14 protein-coding genes are annotated in these 19,977 nt (G+C 54.3%); 6 read left to right on the top strand and 8 right to left on the bottom strand.

Translation table 11 applies throughout. The features are described 5' to 3' along the window. A complete protein-coding gene (gene kdsA / locus ABD971_RS21845; RefSeq protein ID WP_345325546.1) occupies window positions 1-870 on the bottom strand; it encodes a 3-deoxy-8-phosphooctulonate synthase in 870 nt (289 codons plus the stop codon). A gap of 17 nt (window positions 871-887) precedes the next feature. Beyond that, complete coding sequence (locus ABD971_RS21840) at window positions 888-1,925, bottom strand: diacylglycerol/lipid kinase family protein (RefSeq protein WP_345325544.1); 1,038 nt, start codon at window positions 1,923-1,925, stop codon at window positions 888-890. Window positions 1,926-2,145: 220 nt separating this feature from the next. Here ABD971_RS21840 and ABD971_RS21835 point away from each other — a divergent pair, with 220 nt between their 5' ends. The 4 genes from ABD971_RS21835 (at window position 2,146) to ABD971_RS21820 (ending at window position 8,582) form a co-directional block, all read left to right on the top strand. Beyond that, window positions 2,146-2,625 (top strand): hypothetical protein, encoded by a 480-nt coding sequence (locus tag ABD971_RS21835; protein ID WP_345325542.1) that lies wholly within the window; start codon window positions 2,146-2,148, stop codon window positions 2,623-2,625. 142 nt (window positions 2,626-2,767) lie between these two features. Next, window positions 2,768-3,778, top strand: a complete 1,011-nt coding sequence (locus tag ABD971_RS21830; protein ID WP_345325540.1) for a hypothetical protein — start codon at window positions 2,768-2,770, stop codon at window positions 3,776-3,778. A gap of 126 nt (window positions 3,779-3,904) precedes the next feature. Next, window positions 3,905-7,570, top strand: a complete 3,666-nt coding sequence (locus ABD971_RS21825) for a PAS domain-containing hybrid sensor histidine kinase/response regulator (protein ID WP_345325538.1) — start codon at window positions 3,905-3,907, stop codon at window positions 7,568-7,570. Between the two features lie 121 nt (window positions 7,571-7,691). Further along, the gene (locus ABD971_RS21820; RefSeq protein WP_345325536.1) at window positions 7,692-8,582 is read left to right on the top strand and encodes a response regulator; all 891 of its coding nucleotides are present in this window, start codon (window positions 7,692-7,694) and stop codon (window positions 8,580-8,582) included. Window positions 8,583-8,693: 111 nt separating this feature from the next. On the opposite strand, the gene pgsW is transcribed toward ABD971_RS21820, so the two are convergent. The 5 genes from pgsW to ABD971_RS21795 all read right to left on the bottom strand — a co-directional run bounded on the left by pgsW (window position 8,694) and on the right by ABD971_RS21795 (window position 14,493). Further along, entirely contained in the window at window positions 8,694-9,914 is a 1,221-nt protein-coding gene (pgsW, locus tag ABD971_RS21815) for a poly-gamma-glutamate system protein (protein WP_345325534.1), read from the bottom strand. Beyond that, window positions 9,911-10,402: a poly-gamma-glutamate biosynthesis protein PgsC gene (gene pgsC, locus ABD971_RS21810; protein WP_345325532.1), complete on the bottom strand. Its 492-nt coding sequence runs from the start codon at window positions 10,400-10,402 to the stop codon at window positions 9,911-9,913. The genes pgsW and pgsC overlap by 4 nt, the downstream gene beginning before the upstream one ends. After that, window positions 10,402-11,634, bottom strand: coding sequence for a poly-gamma-glutamate synthase PgsB (pgsB, locus tag ABD971_RS21805; RefSeq protein WP_339937811.1), 1,233 nt, complete (start codon window positions 11,632-11,634; stop codon window positions 10,402-10,404). Before pgsB ends, pgsC begins: the two co-directional genes overlap by 1 nt. A 927-nt stretch (window positions 11,635-12,561) precedes the next feature. Continuing rightward, window positions 12,562-13,854: a PQQ-binding-like beta-propeller repeat protein gene (locus ABD971_RS21800; RefSeq protein WP_345325530.1), complete on the bottom strand. Its 1,293-nt coding sequence runs from the start codon at window positions 13,852-13,854 to the stop codon at window positions 12,562-12,564. Between the two features lie 192 nt (window positions 13,855-14,046). Then, entirely contained in the window at window positions 14,047-14,493 is a 447-nt protein-coding gene (locus ABD971_RS21795) for a hypothetical protein (RefSeq protein ID WP_339937815.1), read from the bottom strand. A gap of 371 nt (window positions 14,494-14,864) precedes the next feature. Here ABD971_RS21795 and ABD971_RS21790 point away from each other — a divergent pair, with 371 nt between their 5' ends. Both ABD971_RS21790 and ABD971_RS21785 read left to right on the top strand, forming a co-directional pair. Further along, complete coding sequence (locus tag ABD971_RS21790; RefSeq protein ID WP_345325527.1) at window positions 14,865-17,081, top strand: GAF domain-containing protein; 2,217 nt, start codon at window positions 14,865-14,867, stop codon at window positions 17,079-17,081. Between the two features lie 34 nt (window positions 17,082-17,115). Then, on the top strand, window positions 17,116-19,326 hold the full coding sequence (locus ABD971_RS21785; RefSeq protein ID WP_345325525.1) for a peptidase M50: 2,211 nt from the start codon (window positions 17,116-17,118) through the stop codon (window positions 19,324-19,326). A gap of 217 nt (window positions 19,327-19,543) precedes the next feature. On the opposite strand, the gene ABD971_RS21780 is transcribed toward ABD971_RS21785, so the two are convergent. Further along, window positions 19,544-19,885, bottom strand: coding sequence for a DUF2004 domain-containing protein (locus tag ABD971_RS21780; protein WP_345325523.1), 342 nt, complete (start codon window positions 19,883-19,885; stop codon window positions 19,544-19,546). Window positions 19,886-19,977: the final 92 nt, after the last annotated feature.

The raw sequence follows: 19,977 nt of genomic DNA, 5'->3' as shown, positions 1-19,977 counted from the left end.
TTAGGCCGAGATTTCAGCACAGGCCGCGCGGAGCCTGAGCAAACGATCCATCATCGGTCCAAAAGCGTCCAATGGAATCATGTTGGGCCCGTCACTGGGAGAAGTCTCAGGGTCAGGATGCGTTTCAAAAAAGACAGCGTCGATACCGATTGCTACGGCAGCCCGTGCCAAAGGTTCGACCATTTCTCGATTTCCCCCCGTCGCTCCCCCCAGACCACCAGGACGCTGGACGCTGTGCGTGGCATCAAAAACCACCGGCACGCCGAGTGACCGCATGATCGGCAGCGACTGCATATCATTGACCAGCCGTCCGTAGCCAAAAAAGGTGCCCCGTTCGCACAACATCACGCCCCCATCACCGCTGGCGTGAACCTTTTCGACGACATATCGCATGTCTTCGGGAGCCATAAACTGGCCCTTTTTCACGTTCAGCGGGCGTCCGGTTTTGGCCGCCGCGACAACAAGATCGGTTTGTCGAGCAAGAAAAGCGGGGATTTGCAGTAGCGAACACACCTCGGCCACTGCGTCGACTTGCTCCGGCAAATGGACATCCGTGGTGACGGGCAACCCGCAATGCTGATGGACTTGTTCGAGCATCCGCAGCCCTTCGTCGATCCCCGGCCCGCGTTTTGCATTAACGCTGGTCCGATTCGCCTTGTCAAACGAGGCCTTGAAGACCACGTTGACGTCGGGGCGTTGATTGATCGCCGCTAATTCATCCGCGATCTCAAAAGCGAGCTCCTTGGACTGCAGGACGCAGGGGCCCGCGATCAACAGCAGCGGCTGGTTTGGACCGCACGGGTAGGGGCCGACCGAAACGGTGGCGACTTGGTTGCTTGGGACTTGGTTGCTTGGGGATGTGTTGCTCATTCCTTTATCATCGGCAATCAAGCAGGTTTCGACAATCGCCCCGAAAAATCGGCGGTCACAGGCATCCGTAAACAAACACGTCCCGGTAGCGTGCTGATTTCCAGAGGCAAACGACCGACATAGTCCCCATCCAACTGGTACGCCACTCGGGTTTTCGACGTCATGAAGACGCGACTGGCTCGTTCACGTTTGACATCCGCGAAACCGAGATGTCGTCCTGTGAAAATTCCCGCGACATAGCGAAATCCGCTCAGAATCGTCCCCTGACAAAAGGTAATCACGTCGAGCAGGCAATCATTTTCGATGGCATCCGGTTCGATACGAAGCCCGCCACCATAACAAGGAATGTTGAAAACCATTGCCCAACACGGTTGCCAGGATGACTCGCTGCAAGACGCCCCAACCGGTGGAGCCGCAACCTGTGACGAATCGCGTTTCGCAGCAGCTTGCGACTCTTCAGAGTCATGCTCGTCGCGTTCGATTCGCAAATCAATTTGGGGAAATCGGTAACGCGACATCGCGCGAAGGATGGGACGCAGGTAACTCAGCCGCTGAATATGTCCTCGTCTTCGCAAATGGACATCTCGGACAACCTCCGCATCAAAGCCACACGATGCCATCACCAGGAACAACCGCCCATTAGCCAAGCCAGCGTCGATGCGATAATCGTGTCCCTGCAGAATCGTTCGGACAACGTCATCCGCGTTCGCGGTAAAACCAAAATGCCGAGACAACAAATTCTCGGTGCCCATCGGCATTGGCACGATTGGAATCTCGGGCGTGGCCAAATCAGCTAACAAACTGATCGTACCATCCCCCCCGCACGCGACCAGGATCAGCGAATGATCGGCGGCCGACTGAAAGCGGTCGATGTGCTCGCGAATTACCTGGATCGAATCGGTCGTGACTGCGTTGATTCCGTGCAGAGCCAAGCTTGCCACCAGCTTAGGAATTTCCTCGCGTCCTTGCCCTCGTCCCGCCTTGGGGCTGGCGCACACAAGCACGGTGACGGGCTTGATTGCGGCATCGGGGGATGGGTGGGGAGACGCGGTCATTTTTTTCGCAATTGCGTTGGAGGCACTATTTCTAACCTATCGTTTTAATGATCGAGTGATGATTCCGCGGGCCTCAGAGCTCAAAACGCCGAACCAACCGCGCGATCGTCATAACCGTTAAGAGCCCACCGAAGCCAAGATCACACGCGATCGCGATACCGGCAAGGGCAAAACGGGGTACATCTTTTCCGTCCATCCAAAAGTGCAAGAGAACTAAGCCGTGAGCTTCTTTCGTCGATACTGGGCCGCAGCGTTGATCCTAGCCATTGTTGTCGTCCATGCGGCAGTGATCGGCTATGTCCGTAGCCGAGTCGCGCGGTTGCAAAACATCGAATCGAACACGTTCGATATGGGGCGATACCGTTTTCAAAACGTCACCGATCCCTCCAAAGTCTATCAGTTTCAGCTGCATGCGGTCCTCGATCCCACGCGTCGCCAAGTCGGCCGAGAGCTGCTTTCGCAACAGACCATGGAAATCCACGAAGAAGCCGAACATCTATTGCGTCAAGTCGACACCACTTGGCTGCGAGACCCCGAACAAAGCGAGCTGCGGGATCGCATTATGGAAATTATCGGCAAACACCTCGAGGAACCGATCGTGCAGCGATTGCTGATCACCGATTGGTTGGAGCTTCCCGTTCCTGAATCTCGGGTCGATCTCCGCCCCTCTACTACGAATCAGATCACTCGCCATCCCTGATCAAAACATTGGCCATCTTGAGCGATCGGGAGGGACGCGGCACACTTTCGGTTCGTGATCGAATTATCGGTGACCCAATCGGCACCCCTAACGGCGTTCGATCGATGCAATCCACGTATCCTCTTGCTCCCTGATTTTTCTCATGTTGCTGATCGCGGTTGACGAGGCAGGATACGGTCCAAAACTCGGCCCGCTCGTCGTGGCGGCCACTGCATGGCAATTGCCCGATGGCGTGATCGATACCGATCGTTCACTCGCGTCGACAGACGCTGCGATCGCCGCCCTTTTTGCTCCGTTGTCAGCCCCCTTCCGCTGGCGAGACCTAAAACTTGTCGTCGATGATTCGAAAAAACTGTTTCAGTCACGCGGCCATGATCCCTTGGCGGTCTTGCACGCGGTCGTCAGTGTCTGCAAAGCATGGTGCGGCGACGGCGAACTAAAGCTGAAGCCGTGGTTAAAAAAGATTGCAACACGCAACGAGTCTGCGCTGAAACATCCCGCTTGGCTGCAGAATCTGAAATCACAGCAATTCGTTTCTCGGACCGACGCTCAGGATGTCATTGATCATTGGCAAAAAAATGGGGCATCGTTGACCCAAGTCGCCACTCGTATTGTCACGGCTGAAAAGTTCAATCAAACCATCGCTCGCGGATTCAACAAATCGGATTTACTGTCAGACACCAGCCTGCGTTTGATCGCCGATGTCATCGACCAGCAGCAAGATGAATTGGGTGATGCCGCATCCAGCGACGCCCAATCGAGGGTCCTTGTGTATTGCGATCGGCACGGAGGACGGCAATTCTACGGGGCGGTTTTGCAGCACAATTGGCCCGACGCATCGCTACGAATCGTACAGGAATCACGCCGCGAGAGCATTTATGAACTGGTTGCCGACGGCCGCACGATGCAGATTCGCTTCACGGTCAAAGGGGACTCATTTCCGCCGGTAGCCATGTCGTCGATCCATGCCAAATACCTGCGAGAAATATATATGAATGCCTTCAATTCCTACTTCCAAAAACACTCGCCCGATGGGCAAACGCTGCGTCCGACGGCGGGATATCCCGTGGATGCGGACCGTTTTCTTAGCGAGGCGGCTGAAACGATCCAGCGACTCGCCATCGATCCCAACCGATTGGTTCGCAGCCGCTAAGATCCGCAGAGCCGAACGCGAAAGCCATGGAATTGAGTTCTTAGTCTCATTTCCCGCTTCTTAAGCTGCGGCACGCATTCGAAGCAGCTAAAATGAGGGCCTCCTCATTCCCCAGTAGGCTGCAACATGAATGACCACGCACCCCGGTCCGCGACATCATTAGAGCCGTTCGATCCTGCGACGCGAGCGATCATGGACCGGGTGTCGGACGTGGTGTGGTCCTCGACCATCGATGGCAACTTACTGCTGTACCTGAACCGGGCTGCTGAAAAAGTTTTCAATGTTTCGCTTCAGCCGTCCAAGCCGATCGAACTGCGTCAACGCGCCATTTTCACCGAAGATCGAATCGAAGTCCGCCGCAATTTAGTGAACGTGCTCGAAGAGGGCATGATTCGTCACAAATACCGTGTCATCGATTCGGTCGGCAAGATCACCTGGCTCGATGAGCAATTGACCGTGGCGAAAAATGCCGAGGGTCATCCGATCCGAATCGACGCCATCGCTCAAACCATTTCTCCCAAAGATTTCTCGCTTCCCACCGCACTCGAATCCTTCAGCAAACACCAGACCCTACGCGAGCATGTGCAACTAAACGTCACGCGTAAGGACAAAAAGGGACGGATTCAATATGCCAATGAAAACTTCTGCAGATCCGTCGGCAAGACGCCAGAAGAGATCGTCGGAAAAACCGATTTCGATCTCTACCCGGCCGAACTTGCCAAGTCGTATGTCGAGAACGACCAAGCGGTGATGAGGAGTGGCAAACCTGAACACTTAGTCGAAGAGAATCGCACCGCTGATGGAACAACCGTTTACGTCGAAGTCCTCAAATTGCCCACCATCAACTCCAAAGGAGCGGTGATCGGTATCCAGGTGATCTTCTGGGACGTCAGCAGCCAAAAAGCGACAGAGCTTGAACTTCAGCAAACGCGTTTCCTGATGGACACGATGCTCGAAAACGTTCCTGATGCGATCTACTTCAAAGACAAACAAAGCCGTTTTATTCGCATCAGTCGCGCTCATGCAAAATTGTTCCAACTCGCCGATCCTGCGGAAGCGATTGGAAAATCGGACGCCGAGTTTTTCGGGATCGAACATGCCCGCAACGCCCTGGCGGATGAACGACATATTATGAAGACGGGCGAGGCGATGGTCGCCAAAGTCGAACGAGAAACTTGGCCCGATCGTGAAGACACATGGTGCTCGACCACCAAACTGCCGCTGCGTGACCCGAATGGAGAAATCATCGGTACGTTTGGGATATCGCGAGATGTGACCAAACAAATGCGAGCCGAACTCGAATTGGCTCGCGAGCGTGATCTATTGAAAACGATCACCAACAACATTCCCGATTTGATCTACGTCAAAGACCGTTTCGGACGATTTGTCACCGGCAACACAGCGCTCGTGAAACTGTTGAACCTAAACAGTGTTGAAGAGGTCGTCGGCAAAACAGATTACGATTTCCTGCCACCCGAATTGGCATGCAACTACGTCACCGATGATCAAAACGTTGTCCGCTCGGGCACTCCGCTGATTGATCAGGAAGAGTCTTCGCAAGACGCCCAGGGTAACAAACGGTGGTTGTTGACAACCAAGGTTCCCCTGCGTGACGAACATGGCAACGTGGCCGGTATCGTGGGAATCGGGCGAGACATCACGGCGCGAAAAATTGCTTCCGAAGAATTGCGAACCGCGATGGAAACCGCCGACGCGGCCAATCGTGCCAAAAGCGACTTCCTGGCCAATATGAGCCATGAAATTCGCACCCCCATGAACGCGATCATCGGCATGACCGAGTTGCTGCTCGACACCAAACTGGATGCAACTCAACGCGGCTACTTGAAAATGGTCAGTGAATCGGGCGATTCGTTGCTTTCGATCATCAACGATGTGCTCGACTTTTCCAAGATCGAAGCCGGCATGCTCGATATCGACAGCATGCCTTTTGATCTGCGTGAAACGCTCGGCGACACCATGAAAACGTTGGCGGTGCGAGCTCATTCCAAAGGACTTGAACTCGCGTTTCGTGTGGCTCCCGAAATCCCGGCCTATGTCGTCGGTGACGCCGGACGCATTCGCCAAGTGCTGATCAACTTGGTCGGCAATTCAATCAAGTTCACCGAAACGGGCGAGGTCGTCGTGGACGTGGAACTGAAATCACAAACCGACGACGAAATCGAATTGTGTGTCTGTGTGCGTGATACCGGAATTGGTATCCCCACCAATAAATGCAAAAGCGTGTTCAATGAATTCGAACAAGCCGATACGTCGACCACGCGGCGTTATGGCGGCACCGGCCTGGGGCTTGCGATTTCCTCGAAACTTGTCGCCATGATGGGAGGCTCGATTTGGGTCGAAAGCGAAGTCGGAATCGGCAGCCGATTTTTCTTTACCGTCCGCCTGCAAATCGCCGACGAAGACGTGCAATCGACCAACCAACGAGGCATGGTCGTGGTTGGAGGCACGCGTGTGCTTGTCGTCGATGACAACGAAACGAATCGTTTGATCTTGCACGAAATGCTGACCAATTGGGGCATGCATCCCACGTTGGCCTGCGGCACTGAAGAAGCAATCACCGAAATCAAAGCGGCGATCGATACCGAGGCCCCGTTTGGCTTGACGATCGCCGACGTCAACATGCCCGAGCAAGATGGGTTTGAATTCGCCAAACGCGTCCGAAATGAACAGGGTATTGATGACATGCCGATCATCATGCTGACCTCCGGAGGCCGGATCGGCGACAAACAACGTCGTAGCGAATACCGAGTTACCGACCGTTTGATGAAACCTGTCAAACAATCCGAATTGTTCGATTCGGTCGTCCGTGCCCTCGGCGTCAACGTTACCGAAGACCATCACGAACAACACCGGAGCGAAGATTTTGACATTCGTCCGCTCAACATCTTGCTCGCCGAAGACAATATCGTGAACCAAAAATTAGCCGTCGGCGTGCTCACGAAATATGACCACAAAGTCACCGTGGTCGGCGACGGACAACAGGCGGTCGATGCAGTCAGCAAAACGGCATTTGACGTCGTTCTAATGGATGTTCAGATGCCGGAGATGGATGGCTTGACCGCCGCACGAAAAATCCGCGAAGCGGAACAGGGAACCGGAAAGCATGTCCCCATCATTGCGATGACGGCCCATGCGATGAAGGGAGACCGCGAAGGCTGTCTCGAAGCAGGAATGGATGAGTATGTCCCCAAACCAATTCGCATCACCAATCTTTTCGAGAAACTTTCGCTCGTTCTAAACCGGACCGATTTTCAGCTTCCGCCCGCCGAAACCGTCGTGACGAATCACGAGCCTGCCGATCAAGCAAATCAGGCATGCGACGAAACCGCCACCGGGTCGACCGATTCGAGAGAATCCTTTCATGACGCCCCCGATCCGCCGAACGCGGCGGAGTGTCACAGCGAGATGCAATCGACGGAATCCGCCGCTTGGATTGATTGGGACAAACTTTACAACACGATTGGAAACAACCCGTCACTCATTGCCGAATTGTTCAAAGCATTTGCAGAAGAAAGCGAGACCTTGATCGAGCAAATTGACAAAGCCATTAACGATCGCGACCCTGACTTGCTAAAGAGCTCGACGCATACACTCAAAGGGGCTTCGATGGCGATTGGCGCCACCCAATTGTCCGAGTGTACTTTGGAAATCGAAAAGGCGGCTAAAAGCAATCAGTTTGAAAACGTAGGTGTCGATCAGGAACGCCTGCACCAATTGCTCCGTGGGACGCTTGGCGAAACCAACGCGTTTCTCAGTAACGCGGCTAATTAAGTTGGATGCAGCGAGGTTTTCCCATTGCTATCTATCTTGTCTAGTTCGCTGGCCTTACAATTTTGAATGCCGCCGCGGTAAGTCAAACACCTCGACAAAGCCCTTTTTTTTGGAAAGCACGATGTCGCGTGTTCTATTAGCAGAAGACAGCCCTACTCAAGTCATTATGCTGCGTGCGCTTCTCGAAGAAGATTCGCATGAAGTACTTGTCGCCACCGATGGAGCCCAGGCGCTGGCGATGATGAGCGAGCAACTTCCCGACATCGTTGTCACCGATATGCAAATGCCAAATATGAATGGGCTCGAACTCGTTCAAGCCATTCGCGTCCAACATGCTTCGGTACCGGTGATTTTGATTACAGGCCAAGGCAGCGAAGAACTTGCGGCCCAAGCATTACTCGAAGGCGCCGCGGCATATCTACCCAAATCGGTGGTCGACGAAGAGTTGTTGGGATCGATCGAGCACGTTCTCGGATTGCTGGAGACTCAAATGAGCTACCAGCATTTGATTGCTCGCCTCGATTACAACCAGTTTCAATTCACACTCGAGAACAACCCAGATTTGGTTCCGTCGCTGGTCAATTTGATGCAGCAAATGGTCGGTGGCATCCATCTGTGTGACGAAGTCACTCGAGCTCGCATCGGCATGGCGATTGAACAGGCATTATTGAATGCGATGATCCGAGGCAATCTTGAAATTAGCCACCAAGAGCAACTCAATGACGAAGAATTGCACGTCGCAGAAGAGTTGACGCTGATTGAAAAAAGACGTTCGGAGTCGCCCTATGGGGATCGCCGCGTGATCTTTCGCGCCCATCTCGGCCGTGAACAACTCGCCTTTATCGTCAGCGATGAGGGGAAAGGGTTTGATACCGAAACGTTTTCAGACACCAAAACCAACGATGTGCTTGATGCCGAAGAGGGACGCGGGCTGGTGTTGATCCGATCGTTTATGGACGAAGTTCGGTTCAATGAATCTGGAAACGAAATCGTCATGATCAAAAACATCTAAGACCTCAGCTCGCCCACAAGCGGACGGGGCTCGCAAATTCCCCAGTGACTTACTCGCGGCACCCCGTCGGGCGCCGCGTCGCCACACTCGAGTAAAGATTCGCTGCGTCAATCAGATCATCAACTCAACGTGCTTTGGCATCGAAGACGTCTCGGGCGAATCATCCGCAGGTTTTCGCCAAGTCCGCCACGATCGCATTGGATGAAGCACGATTCCGGGTGCGACGGTAATGGCCATCATCAACCAAGTCAGCCCCATGACGACGCCTGCTAACGAACGACGGTAGACGTTCTTACCAAACACGTCGCCTTGTCCCACCGACGGATGTACCGCCGGAGCGATTGGCATCGCGTACTGATCTGCTATCGATTTGGCATCGACCACATTGATCACGGGCACGTTCTTCGCCAACATCCGCGTGGCAATGCAATTGGGTAACGGTTGATCGCCAGGGATCTGGGTATGCACGCCGGGTGCAAAACGCTCGTTGCCTTCGCTGCCACCGATCGACGCCGATCCGCCCCCGACATTGACATACGCCGCATACGAATCCGATTGGATTTCCGACTCGTACAACGCCATCCGCTCATCAATCAAATCTCGCAACCCAGTGGATGCAAGCATCGGAATGCCGTTACGTTTCATTGCGTCGGTAAGCAATTGACGCGTTTGCTCGGGCATACCCGAGGCACGATCGTACAGTCCGCCAAAGGTTCCCGCTTTCGCACGAAATGAGATTAAGTCGGCATCATGCATATATTTTTCCATGTCGACCCACATCATTTCAGGCCGATTCGCACCATACTGGCTCGATGCCGCTGACAAAATGATGGTCGGCTTTAACTGTAACGTCTCGGCGGCCGCGTAAACCGCGATATTCAACGCCGGCCAGGAACCGCTAGCGCCGATCGCCACCCGATCGCCCGGTTTTACTCCCGCCTCTTCAAACCATTTCACCACCACGGCGGCGAAATTCGGATTGATTGACGTCTGTTTTGATTCCAGCGAGCCTAACTTACTGGTGACAAGCGACATTGAAGGACCGATCAAGCGTGAGCCTTGAGGATCCAACTTGGCGACCAACCGATGACCTTGCTGTTGGTGTGCGTCGGCGATCACTCGCATTGCAGACTCGGCTTTTGTCGCCGCTGCGAGCAATTGTTCCTGATCTTCGGGAGAAACTTTCGCAGGCCAAAAATGCACGACCGCCATGCCCGAGAGCGACAGGATCATGCCGGCCCACAACCCCGCACGCGACAGACGTTTGGGCCGCCAATACATGACTTGAAAGGGTGTCTTCCCCGTTTCCACGCTGTTACTGATATCGCTCATCCAATGACCTCCACGCCAACAAGAATCAATGTCAAACGCACTAAAACCGCCGAGGACATCATCGGCGACAAGGTTTCAATGAAGCCTTGGCGTTCAAACCACAGTGCGATTAATCCAGGAATGATGAATCCAATCATCACGATCGGACTGACGACCTCGTTCGCTGCGCCAGCAACCATGGCGACCGATAGAGCGTTGGCGATCAAGCGAATTCCCATCCCCACAGCAAACCCGATCATCACGGTCAACACCACGCGCCGACGACCAAATAGGATTGCCCAGCGCGACACCAGTCGCACAAGACCCCATGTGATCATCGCAGCAATGATCGTCAACACCACCGCCACGGGTTGATGTAACGACAAAGCGATGTAGCCAGGCACAATCATCCCGCCCACACTCAGACCCAATAACTCCGTCACGACCAAACTGATCAACAAACCGATCGCAATGGCAAGCAACGTGATGTCTACATCCATTAAACTCATTAAGCCGCTCCTACGGGAATGTGATCTGCAAACTGAAGGCGTTGCATTTGATCCGCCTTGCGAAAGTAATCCAATAAATCCATCCCGGGCCCCGCGATGTTCCCCATCCCCATCACCATGGATGAACGTCCCGACTGGCCGCGAAGCAAATTCACCACCTGCATCGCCGGTTGTGACTCGGCGCACGTCAATCGGTCTCGCGACAAACCGCTCTGGATAACACGGCGTGCGAAAACCTCGGTCCCCGTGCCTGATAACACATAGTGATCCGCCGGATGCCATCGCATACACGCTTCGGCCAATTGCAATGAGCGGTCCACGCGGTCTTCGCGACAATTAAACAACGCGATACGTCGCTCAACCCCTTCGTAACGCTGGACGAGCGTGTTCCAGCTATGCCCGGTCGACTCGGGATCGTTTGCAGCAAAGGCGTTCACAAAAACCATTTCTTGGTTTTGTTCGGCGACTCGGAACAATCGCATCACTCCAGGATCGGCATCGGCCGCCCACATGCCTTGCAGTGCCACGTGCCGTGGAACCCCCAGGTCGCGGCAAATCTGCAGTGCCAACGCCAAGTTGTCGGGATGCTCGATGTGGGAAAAACCGGCAAGTTCTTCCCAAGTCACTTCGCGAACGGCATCGTCGAGAATCGAAACTACCTCGGATTTACGATCCTTCGCCGCGTCCGCAATGACTTGCAATGTTTCCGGACGCTGCTCGGCCGTATAAATTTTTCCGCCCACAGGAACCGTGCCGCACAACGCTTTGGCAACACCGACCACATCCGGCCCCATAACGTCCAAATGATCGGCGCGAGCATTGGTGATTACTCCGTGCGTGGACTTGACCAATTTCAGTTCGCAAATCGATTGAAGCTGAGGTTGAAGCGCCATGCACTCAATCACAAGCGCTTCGGCTTGCAATTGAACAGCCGCGTGAACCACGCGCCGCTGTTCCATGATGTTCGCTCGCGACGGTCGGAACACCGACGCTTCGCTGCCATCGGGAAAAATCATGCGGGGAACCGTACCAGTGGTCTTCGCACACGTACGTATACCGCCTGCGCGCAATCCTGCGGCAATCAATCGCGTTACACTTGATTTACCCCGAGTCCCATTAACGTGGATCCTAATGGGAATTTTCGAGAGATTACGTTGATGCCATAGCGACTCAGCAATTCCAACCGCTGACAACGCAAGTGCACCGCCACTAACCAGCAGAGTCCCGTACATGAACCCTCCATTCTTTTAACAGCTTCGGTTTCGGAAACGACAGATATTAGGACGAGAGAAAATTAAGATCAAACATTAGACCGGTAGCCATTCCAACAACGAATCGATTGTAAAAATGACTTGCGTGCTGGTAAGCGTTACAAACTAAAAACGGTGCTTACCAACCTCCGCGTGTCATCTTTCGTCACAAGTCATTCGTCACAAGATTGAGTGAACCAACCGTTCCGGATGAACAGAATAGATCGAGATAAGAGCAAAAGACGCGTTCGGTTTCCTTCGTGAAACGCCTGAACCGTCAGACTAGATCCTCACCATACACAAATGCCGTACTCGCAATCAAGGGCGTTCCAAGAGGGGCGTCGGCATTCACCTCGTCGGCTATCCGAATCTCACTTGGTTGCATCTTTTGCGTGTAGGCAAGCGAGCCCGGCTATCTTCTATCGCACTTTTTGAGCCGATCGGCAGAGCGAATTGGAGTCGTTTTTGGACATTCCTGCCCAATAGCTACGCGTTAAAGAAACGCGATTCCTAATCGCAAAACGATTTGTGCCGATTTCACGAAGTCGGATCCGTTCCAGCAGGGAACGGGGGATCTCATCCGCCGCAAAGTGGGGCCAATCCCAAGGATGCATCCGGCCCCTAAAGCCATGCTTTATGGCGGCTAATCTCGCGAGCGGCGTGAGAGAAGATCAGCGTGAAGTTTTGATAAATCAACAAAATGTCGATCGATTTCACTGGACACTTAACACGAAAGTTTCGGATTAGCGAACGGTGCAAACGCGTTCGCTCGATTGACAACGTGAGCCGTCGGGGTGGCCGTGCCCCCGTCGGCTGAAGTGGAAGCCGTTCGCATGTTTTCAAAGCAGGCTGGCAGCCTGCGCGTTACGTTTGCCAACAGGCTGGCAGCCTGTGCTACGAAGCAGCCAGTTACTTCAACTTGTAACACATCAATTTGCCCTGCTCGCGCAGGTACAACTTGCCATCGGCGATCACCGGATGCGCCCAACTCTTGCCCTGCTGGAACTCGGGCTGGATGATGCTGACAACATCAAACTTTTTCGGCGTTGCTTTCGTCAAGAGGATCGTGCCGTCTTCGCGGCGATAAAGAATATGCCCATCGGCATAGATCAAACTGGTTTCCCCTTTGCCTTCGGCCCGTTCAGGCCCCCACGCAATTTCGCCGCTGGCCATTTCCACACAGATCGGCATCCCGTTGCCGTTACCATGGCCGCAATAGATGTAGCCATCAACCAGCGTCATGCCACCATGTTTATTCTGGAGCTCACGTCCATCAAGCCAATATTGTTCGTTTGCTTCAACGCCACCACGCCCATCCGACGTCAGTTTCAGTAGCGCCGAACCGGTGCCATAGCCCGTACTGGTAAACACGTAGTCGCCATCGACAATTGCGGTGGGAATATTGGCGGTGGTGTTAGCCACGCGATTGTATTGCCACAACAGTTCCCCATCACTCGCCCGGACACCGATCAAACCGCGGCCGACTAATTGGATGTACTGCTTCACGCCGCCACCATTAGAGATGACAGGTGATGAATACCCAGCGCCGTCCTTGACCTCTTTTCCTCCGGTATCTCGCTGGTCCGCCGCTAGCGTACATGTCCAGATCTCGTCGCCATTGTTCTTGTTCAACGCGACCATCAATCCCGCCTTGCCACCCGGCGTACAAATCACGCGATCACCATCGACAAGCGGCGATTCACTAAATCCCCAACCGCTCATCATCTTTCCGTTCCAATCTTTGAAGTCACGACTCCAAACTTCCGAGCCGTCCTTGGCATTGAGACAAATGATGCGTCCATCGCTGCTGACCATATACAAACGGTTGCCATCGATCGTGGGAGTCGTCCGACTTCCTTCGTACCCATGCTTAGGCGGCCCGGTTGCGATCGCTTGCTTCCAAAGGATGTCACCTGTGTTGGCATCGATTGCAACCGCCGATTGACTATCCTCAAAATTACCGGTGGTATAGATTCGATTTCCTGCTACCGAAACGCTGGCGTAGCCGTCACCGAGACCTTCGGCCATCCACTGTAGCGACGGACCTTGCTTGCCCCACGTATCGAACAAACCGGTTTCGGACGAGCGATTGGCGCGGTCAACACCTCGCCACTGCAACCAATCCTCCGCCTGGGAAATTGAAAAGCCAACGACAGCTGAAAACACCAAGGGCAGACTCGCCCGAAACGACATCAATTGCATGAATCGATCCTGAAATTGCTGGAAGGAAAGGTCGGGTTCTAAGGGAGGGAAGGGGGCATTCACCGCAGAACAAGCGTTAAAAAGCTCCACCGATTGTACGCTGATTGGATCGCGAAGTATGCAGCGAGACGCGATATCTCTGATTGTCCGTCGAAAAACTCAACGCTAGCCGCTCGCCCCATTTTTTGCAGTCTAGCCGGTCAGACCACGGACCTTCAGAAATGCCGAGATCGCGACAATGACGCAGGCTAACACAACCACCACTTTCAGCCATTTCGCTCGATTGTTTCGCATGCCCTCGAATTTGGGACTTCGCCCGACCAACACCGACGCGATAAAGAAGATCACGAAGGCCAGGATCATCTTGGTCCCCACCATACCGTGGTAAAGCCCGTCGCCTTTGTGACCTGGAATCGCCCGCATGTAGTTGTAGATTCCGCTGGCGAGTAACAGCAGAATTCCGATGTGGACAAAGCGTTTCCAGCGTCCCAAAACCGCGGTACTGAGCGATTGCCGCGGCTGATCGTCGAGTTCTTTGGACGACGGTAGCAATACGAACAACAAAAACATCGTCCCGCCAACCATCGTGATGGCGGTGCCAACATGAGCAAACCGAGACAGCACATCAAGAAAAAACATTAGCCCATCGCTCCTAAACGCGTGTGGTAGATTCAGCAGCGATTAGAAGTCATCCCCCGTCATTGACCAAGCCCACGGTCAATTTGTCCCCGGGGTCTATCGAAATGCTCATCTCGATCGGCTTCGCCCCCAACGCGACGATCGAGCGAACCGGATTCTTGACCCCCGAAACCCTACAAACGGTACAATCCAACAGGGACCTACATACGGCGCGACCTCAACAATCGTTCCTAAGTTCACCTACTTTGCTGAAATTAACGACCGCCAGACCGCCTGGGCTGTGATTGTGAACTAGCCTCGGATTTTGCGACGCGACAAAGAGTGACGACTAAGTCAAGCATTGTTAACAGACACCGCGATTAGGCACTGCGTTGAACGCTCCTTCCACCCGTAAATCCCATCGGCCCTCAGCGAACCGCGGCGAACGTCTGGCCGGCCACGATCCCAAGTCGCTGCTGACGTCGATCGCCCAACGCTGCAGCGATCGCAACGAGTTCATTCGCCAGTTGGCTCAGCACTTGCAAAGCGAATTTGCGGTGGGGATCGTCGCCATCGTAGCTCTGGACCACGAACATCCCATGATGCTGGTCGCCGACGAGAAACTCGGAAGCCACATCGACCGTGGGTCGATTCGCCAGAATCTACAGCTGGCGACCGCGACTCCGACCGCCAGTGAAGTTGCGTTACTCGATTCTTCGGGCTCTCGCGATTCATTGGGTCCTCGCGGATCTTCGTCGGATGAAACTTTCGCTTCCACTGATTCCAGCGGAACCGACATCTCGCTCTCGGTCCGAGGGTTCCGAGTCGAATTGATGTCCGCCCCTCATCGCTTGGCAGTCTTACTGGTCCACCGAATTAGTCATCGCCCCACTGCTGCAGAACAACTTGAAACCCTTCGCCGGCTCAATGCCTACGTTCAATCCGTCGATCAGTTCGACCTGAACGGCAACACTTGGCAACGTTCCGCTGCCGATACTGCGTTCGGCACGGCGGCAACCGCCCCCTCGAAAAGCTCGGCTGCCGAATCGGGTGCATTGCCAAACACGACCTCGAGCCTCGCGGCATCGCAACGCGACGGAGGCGAAACGCTCTCGCAGCATGCCGCTCTGCTGCAACTGCATCGCAGCCTATCGATCCACCGCACGGCGTATGCGATCGCCAACGAAACACGACGCATGATCGGTTGTGACCGAGTCGTCGTGCTGACCCGACGCGGCAAGAAGTTCCGGGTTCAAGCGGTCAGTGGGGTTGCGGTCGTCGACAAACGTAGCAACTCGACTCGCAGCATCGAACGCTTGGTCCAACACGCGATCGTTTTACCAGGTCCGGTAATGCTTCCCGATTCGGAAATGTTGCCTCCGCAAATTCAAGACCCGTTGGACGAATATCTCGATCAGTGCGGAACCACATCGGCGGCACTGTTACCACTGCGGATTGCGGACGATCAAACCGCCGACGTTTCTTCGGACGACCTGATCGGCGATCCGTTTCCCAACCGCGGCGAAATCGTCGGTGTCTTGCTGGCCGAATATTTTAGTGGTGAGGGTCCCGACAAGATTACGGCGACGATGCAAAGGGTCGTCGGCGATTCCGCGGTTGCACTGCACAATGCGATACAGCACGAGAGCATTTTCGCATTGACGCTCTGGAAATCGATTGGCCGAATCAAACGCTCAGGCCAATGGGTCTGGATTGCGACCGCGATCGCGTCGCTGCTGATGCTTGCGATCGCTTCGGTACTGATCCAAGTGGATCATTATGTGATTGCCACCGGTTCACTCGAACCGACGCAGCGTCGCCAAGTCTTTGCCGCCGTCGATGGGGTTGTCAAAACGCTGCACGTCGTCGATGGCGAATCTGTCACGGCCGCGATGCCGCTGTTGGAACTTGAAAACGCCGAGCTTCAGCGGAACAGCGAAACGATCGCAGGGCAAATCCAGACCACACTACAGCGTCTAGCGTCAATCAAAGCAGTCCGGCTCAGTGGGGATGCACAACAAAACCCGTCCGACCGCATGGCCGTGGAACAGCAACAACTCGAAACCGAACTGGCCAATCTACGGGCTCAACAAGCAATCATAGAATCTCAACAAGCCGACTTGATCGTGAAGAGCCCGATTCAAGGAACGGTGGTCGGTTGGCAACTCGAACAACGGCTTGCTCGCCGTCCGGTATCGCGAGGCAATTTGTTATTGAGTGTGGTGGATGAAACCGGCCCCTGGGAACTGAAACTGCAAATTCCGGATCGCGACGCGGGCGTGATGCTTGAATCGTTCGAACAAACACCGTCGGTCCCAGTAACCTTTGTTGTCGCCACCCAGCCCGACCGGTCGTACGCCGCGTCGCTGCACCGCATCGCAACCGCCGCACGCATCGACGAGCGACAACAAGCGGTGATCGATACAACCGCCCGTGTCCAACGATCACACGGTCACCAATCCGCCACCGACGTTTTTGATCCGTTGGATGTCCGTATCGGGGCGGATGTCACCGCACGTGTTTATTGTGGCCATCGTTCTTTGCTTCGCAGTTGGTTCAGCGATGTGTTTGACTTCGTCAATCGCAAAGTGCTGTTCTATTTCCGCTAACCGCCTCCTTTACTGATACCGTCACCTTCCGCTCATGTCGTCCATCAACCGCTCATCGAGTAACGCGATCGGAGTTCGCGTTCGCAAGGATCTGATAGCGGTTCAAACGCTGCACCAGAACGAGTCGGCGTATGTGGTAAAAGACCCGATATCGATGACGTACCATCGGCTTCGAACCGACGAATATTTCGTTTTGGAACGTCTTGATGGCCGCTGCAGTCTTGACGATCTACGTCGTGAGTATGAGCAGAAGTTTCATCCGCAAAAAGTTTCGCACCGTGAACTGAATCAACTGCTGTTCCGATTGCACCAAAGCGGATTGACGGTTTCAGATGCCGCCAACCAGGGGCATCCTCTCGAAATGCGCGGTCGCAAGGAACAGCGACAAAAATGGCTGCAACAACTAAGCAGCTTGCTGTTCATTCGCTTTCCCGGCGTCGATCCTGAACCGTTTCTCCGCCGCACCTACCCGTGGGTCCGTCCACTACTGAGTCCGCTGGCAGTGGTGATTGCGGTGTTTCTCTGCCTCTCTGCTGCCATTGCTTTCGTTACCCACTGGGACACATTTGCAGCGGAGTTTCCCACAATCGGCGTTTGGTTGAGACTCGATTCGTTACTGATTCTGGCGGCGGTAATCGGCAGCACCAAAATCCTACACGAACTCGGACATGCATTTGTCTGCAAGCACTTTGGCGGCGAGTGCCATCAAATTGGCCCCATGCTGCTGGTGTTTACCCCTGCACTGTACTGCGACACCTCTGATTCCTGGATGCTTCCGAATCGCTTCGAGCGCGCCGCAGTGGGACTGGCGGGGATCATCACCGAAATCGTGTTGGCAGCAATCGCGACATGGGTTTGGATCCTCAGCGTCGATGGGATGGTGCATTCGATTGCCATGAATGTCATGCTTGTCTGTGGTGTCAGCACCATCTTGTTTAACGCCAACCCCTTGCTGCGTTACGATGGCTACTATGTCCTTTCGGATCTGTGCGACACCCCTAACTTAGCCGAGCGATCGCGGCGATTGTTGTTCGCTCATCTGAACCGGATCCTGTTGGGAGTCGACGAAATGCCGTACGAAACACTCACGATGTACGGGCGGTTTTGGATGCTGATCTACGCATCGCTGGCCGCCGTGTATCGCTGGACTCTCACGCTTTTGATTCTGTGGTTTGTCTCATTGATGCTTCGCCCTTACGGACTCGAATCGCTTGGACGGATGCTGTGCGTTTTTGCGATCGCCGGCATGGTCTATAGTCTCTTTCAAATACCGATGCGTTTCTTAAAAAATCCCGCTCGACGAACCAAGGTCCAGTGGACGCGTTTGCTGCGTTTTGTCTGCGTTTGTTCGATTTTGATCGGGGCAGCGATGTGGCCAATGCCTTCCTCGATATCCACGACAGCTCGATTCACGCCTCGCAAACAGACTCCCGTCTATATCTCGACGCCCGGTATCCTCGAGCGACTGGACGCTTTTCCCGGCGACACGATTCACAAAGGCGACACGATCGCCACGCTTGTTAATCACGATGTGCAGTACGAATATGCCAAAGCACTGGGACGAGTTCAAATTCAAGCCCAGCTGGTGCAATCGCTTCGTCAACGTCGCTACCAATCTCCTGAAACCGGCGATGAACTGCCGGCGGCCGAAACGCTACTGGCGGATTTGAATGAACAACTGGAAACACGTCGTGAACGCCGTGACGCGTTGGTCATTCGTGCGTCCGCCAGCGGGAAGTTAATCGAGGGCTCGCGGCGACCGGCCGCCACGTCCTATGGTAACGACGACGTGTTCCAGCTCGTTAGTTGGTCAGGCTATCCGACAGACCCGGAAAACAGCGAAGGCTATTTTCAATCTGGCACCGAACTAATGTCGATTGTCGAGGGCGAAGACTGGGACATCGAAATCGTGATGTCGCAATCCGAAGTACAACGGATCGCCTTCGGTTCGAAGGTAAAAATTGCGTTGTTGTCCGATCCGGCAGAAGTGTTCACCGGAATCGTCACCGACATCTCGCGATCGCAGTGGACGCCGGAACTGAACACGCCACGATGGGACGACGTCAACGCGACACGTCAACAAGCTCCGGCAGCAACCTCGTACGTGGTTCGGGCAGCCGTCAAACTACCCGATCCCATCCATTTCAGGGCGGGTTCCAGTGTCATCAGTCGCATCGAAGCCGCCCCGATCTCGCTGGCGGGCCGAATCGTCCGATCACTTAATGCACTGCTGCGATTCCGCTAACAGGGCGTTCCTGAGACTCACGGCTTAGACTTGATGCGACCTCAACGCCGCAATAATTGCTCGTCTTAATTCGCCTTCAGCCGAATGCATCTCACGCGTGAATCCGCAAAGCGGCTCGCCGTGAAAATCGGCCCTGGGTAACCGGCTCGTCCCCTGAAGACCAAATATCTAAACCGTTCTCGGAGATTGCGACGCCCAAAGAGCTGCAAGTATTCGATCAGCTCTCCATCGACACGCCACAGACGTTTCCACTGTCATCGAATTCAACACTGATGACATAGTTGGTTACATCGTCCGGCAAGGTGAAGTCAAAGGTGTCGATCCCCTCATCATCCTCCTCGCTCCAATGAGATTGCAAAACAAGAATGTCGAGAACTTGTGCCGGTTCTGGCCGCGCAACACCGCAATGTTTCAGCCAGAATTCGTCGCCCAGCTCGTCAAGGTGGTGCGAAACGAAAAGCGTCACGCCATCTTCGTCCGCAGCGGTACCATGGACGCGGCGAATCGCATCGATTGCAGCGTTGCGGCGATGTTGGATCTCATCAGGAGTTGCAGTCATCGAGGTTTTCCAATCGAGTGATCTCTGTTAGACAACGGTGATTTGTTAGACAGCGGTGATTTGTGAGACAACGGTGATATTGAACGGTAGTA

The organism is Novipirellula rosea (assembly GCF_039541335.1).
Taxonomy (GTDB): Bacteria; Planctomycetota; Planctomycetia; order Pirellulales; family Pirellulaceae; genus Novipirellula; species Novipirellula rosea.
This window is presented reverse-complemented; position numbering and strand designations above follow the sequence as displayed.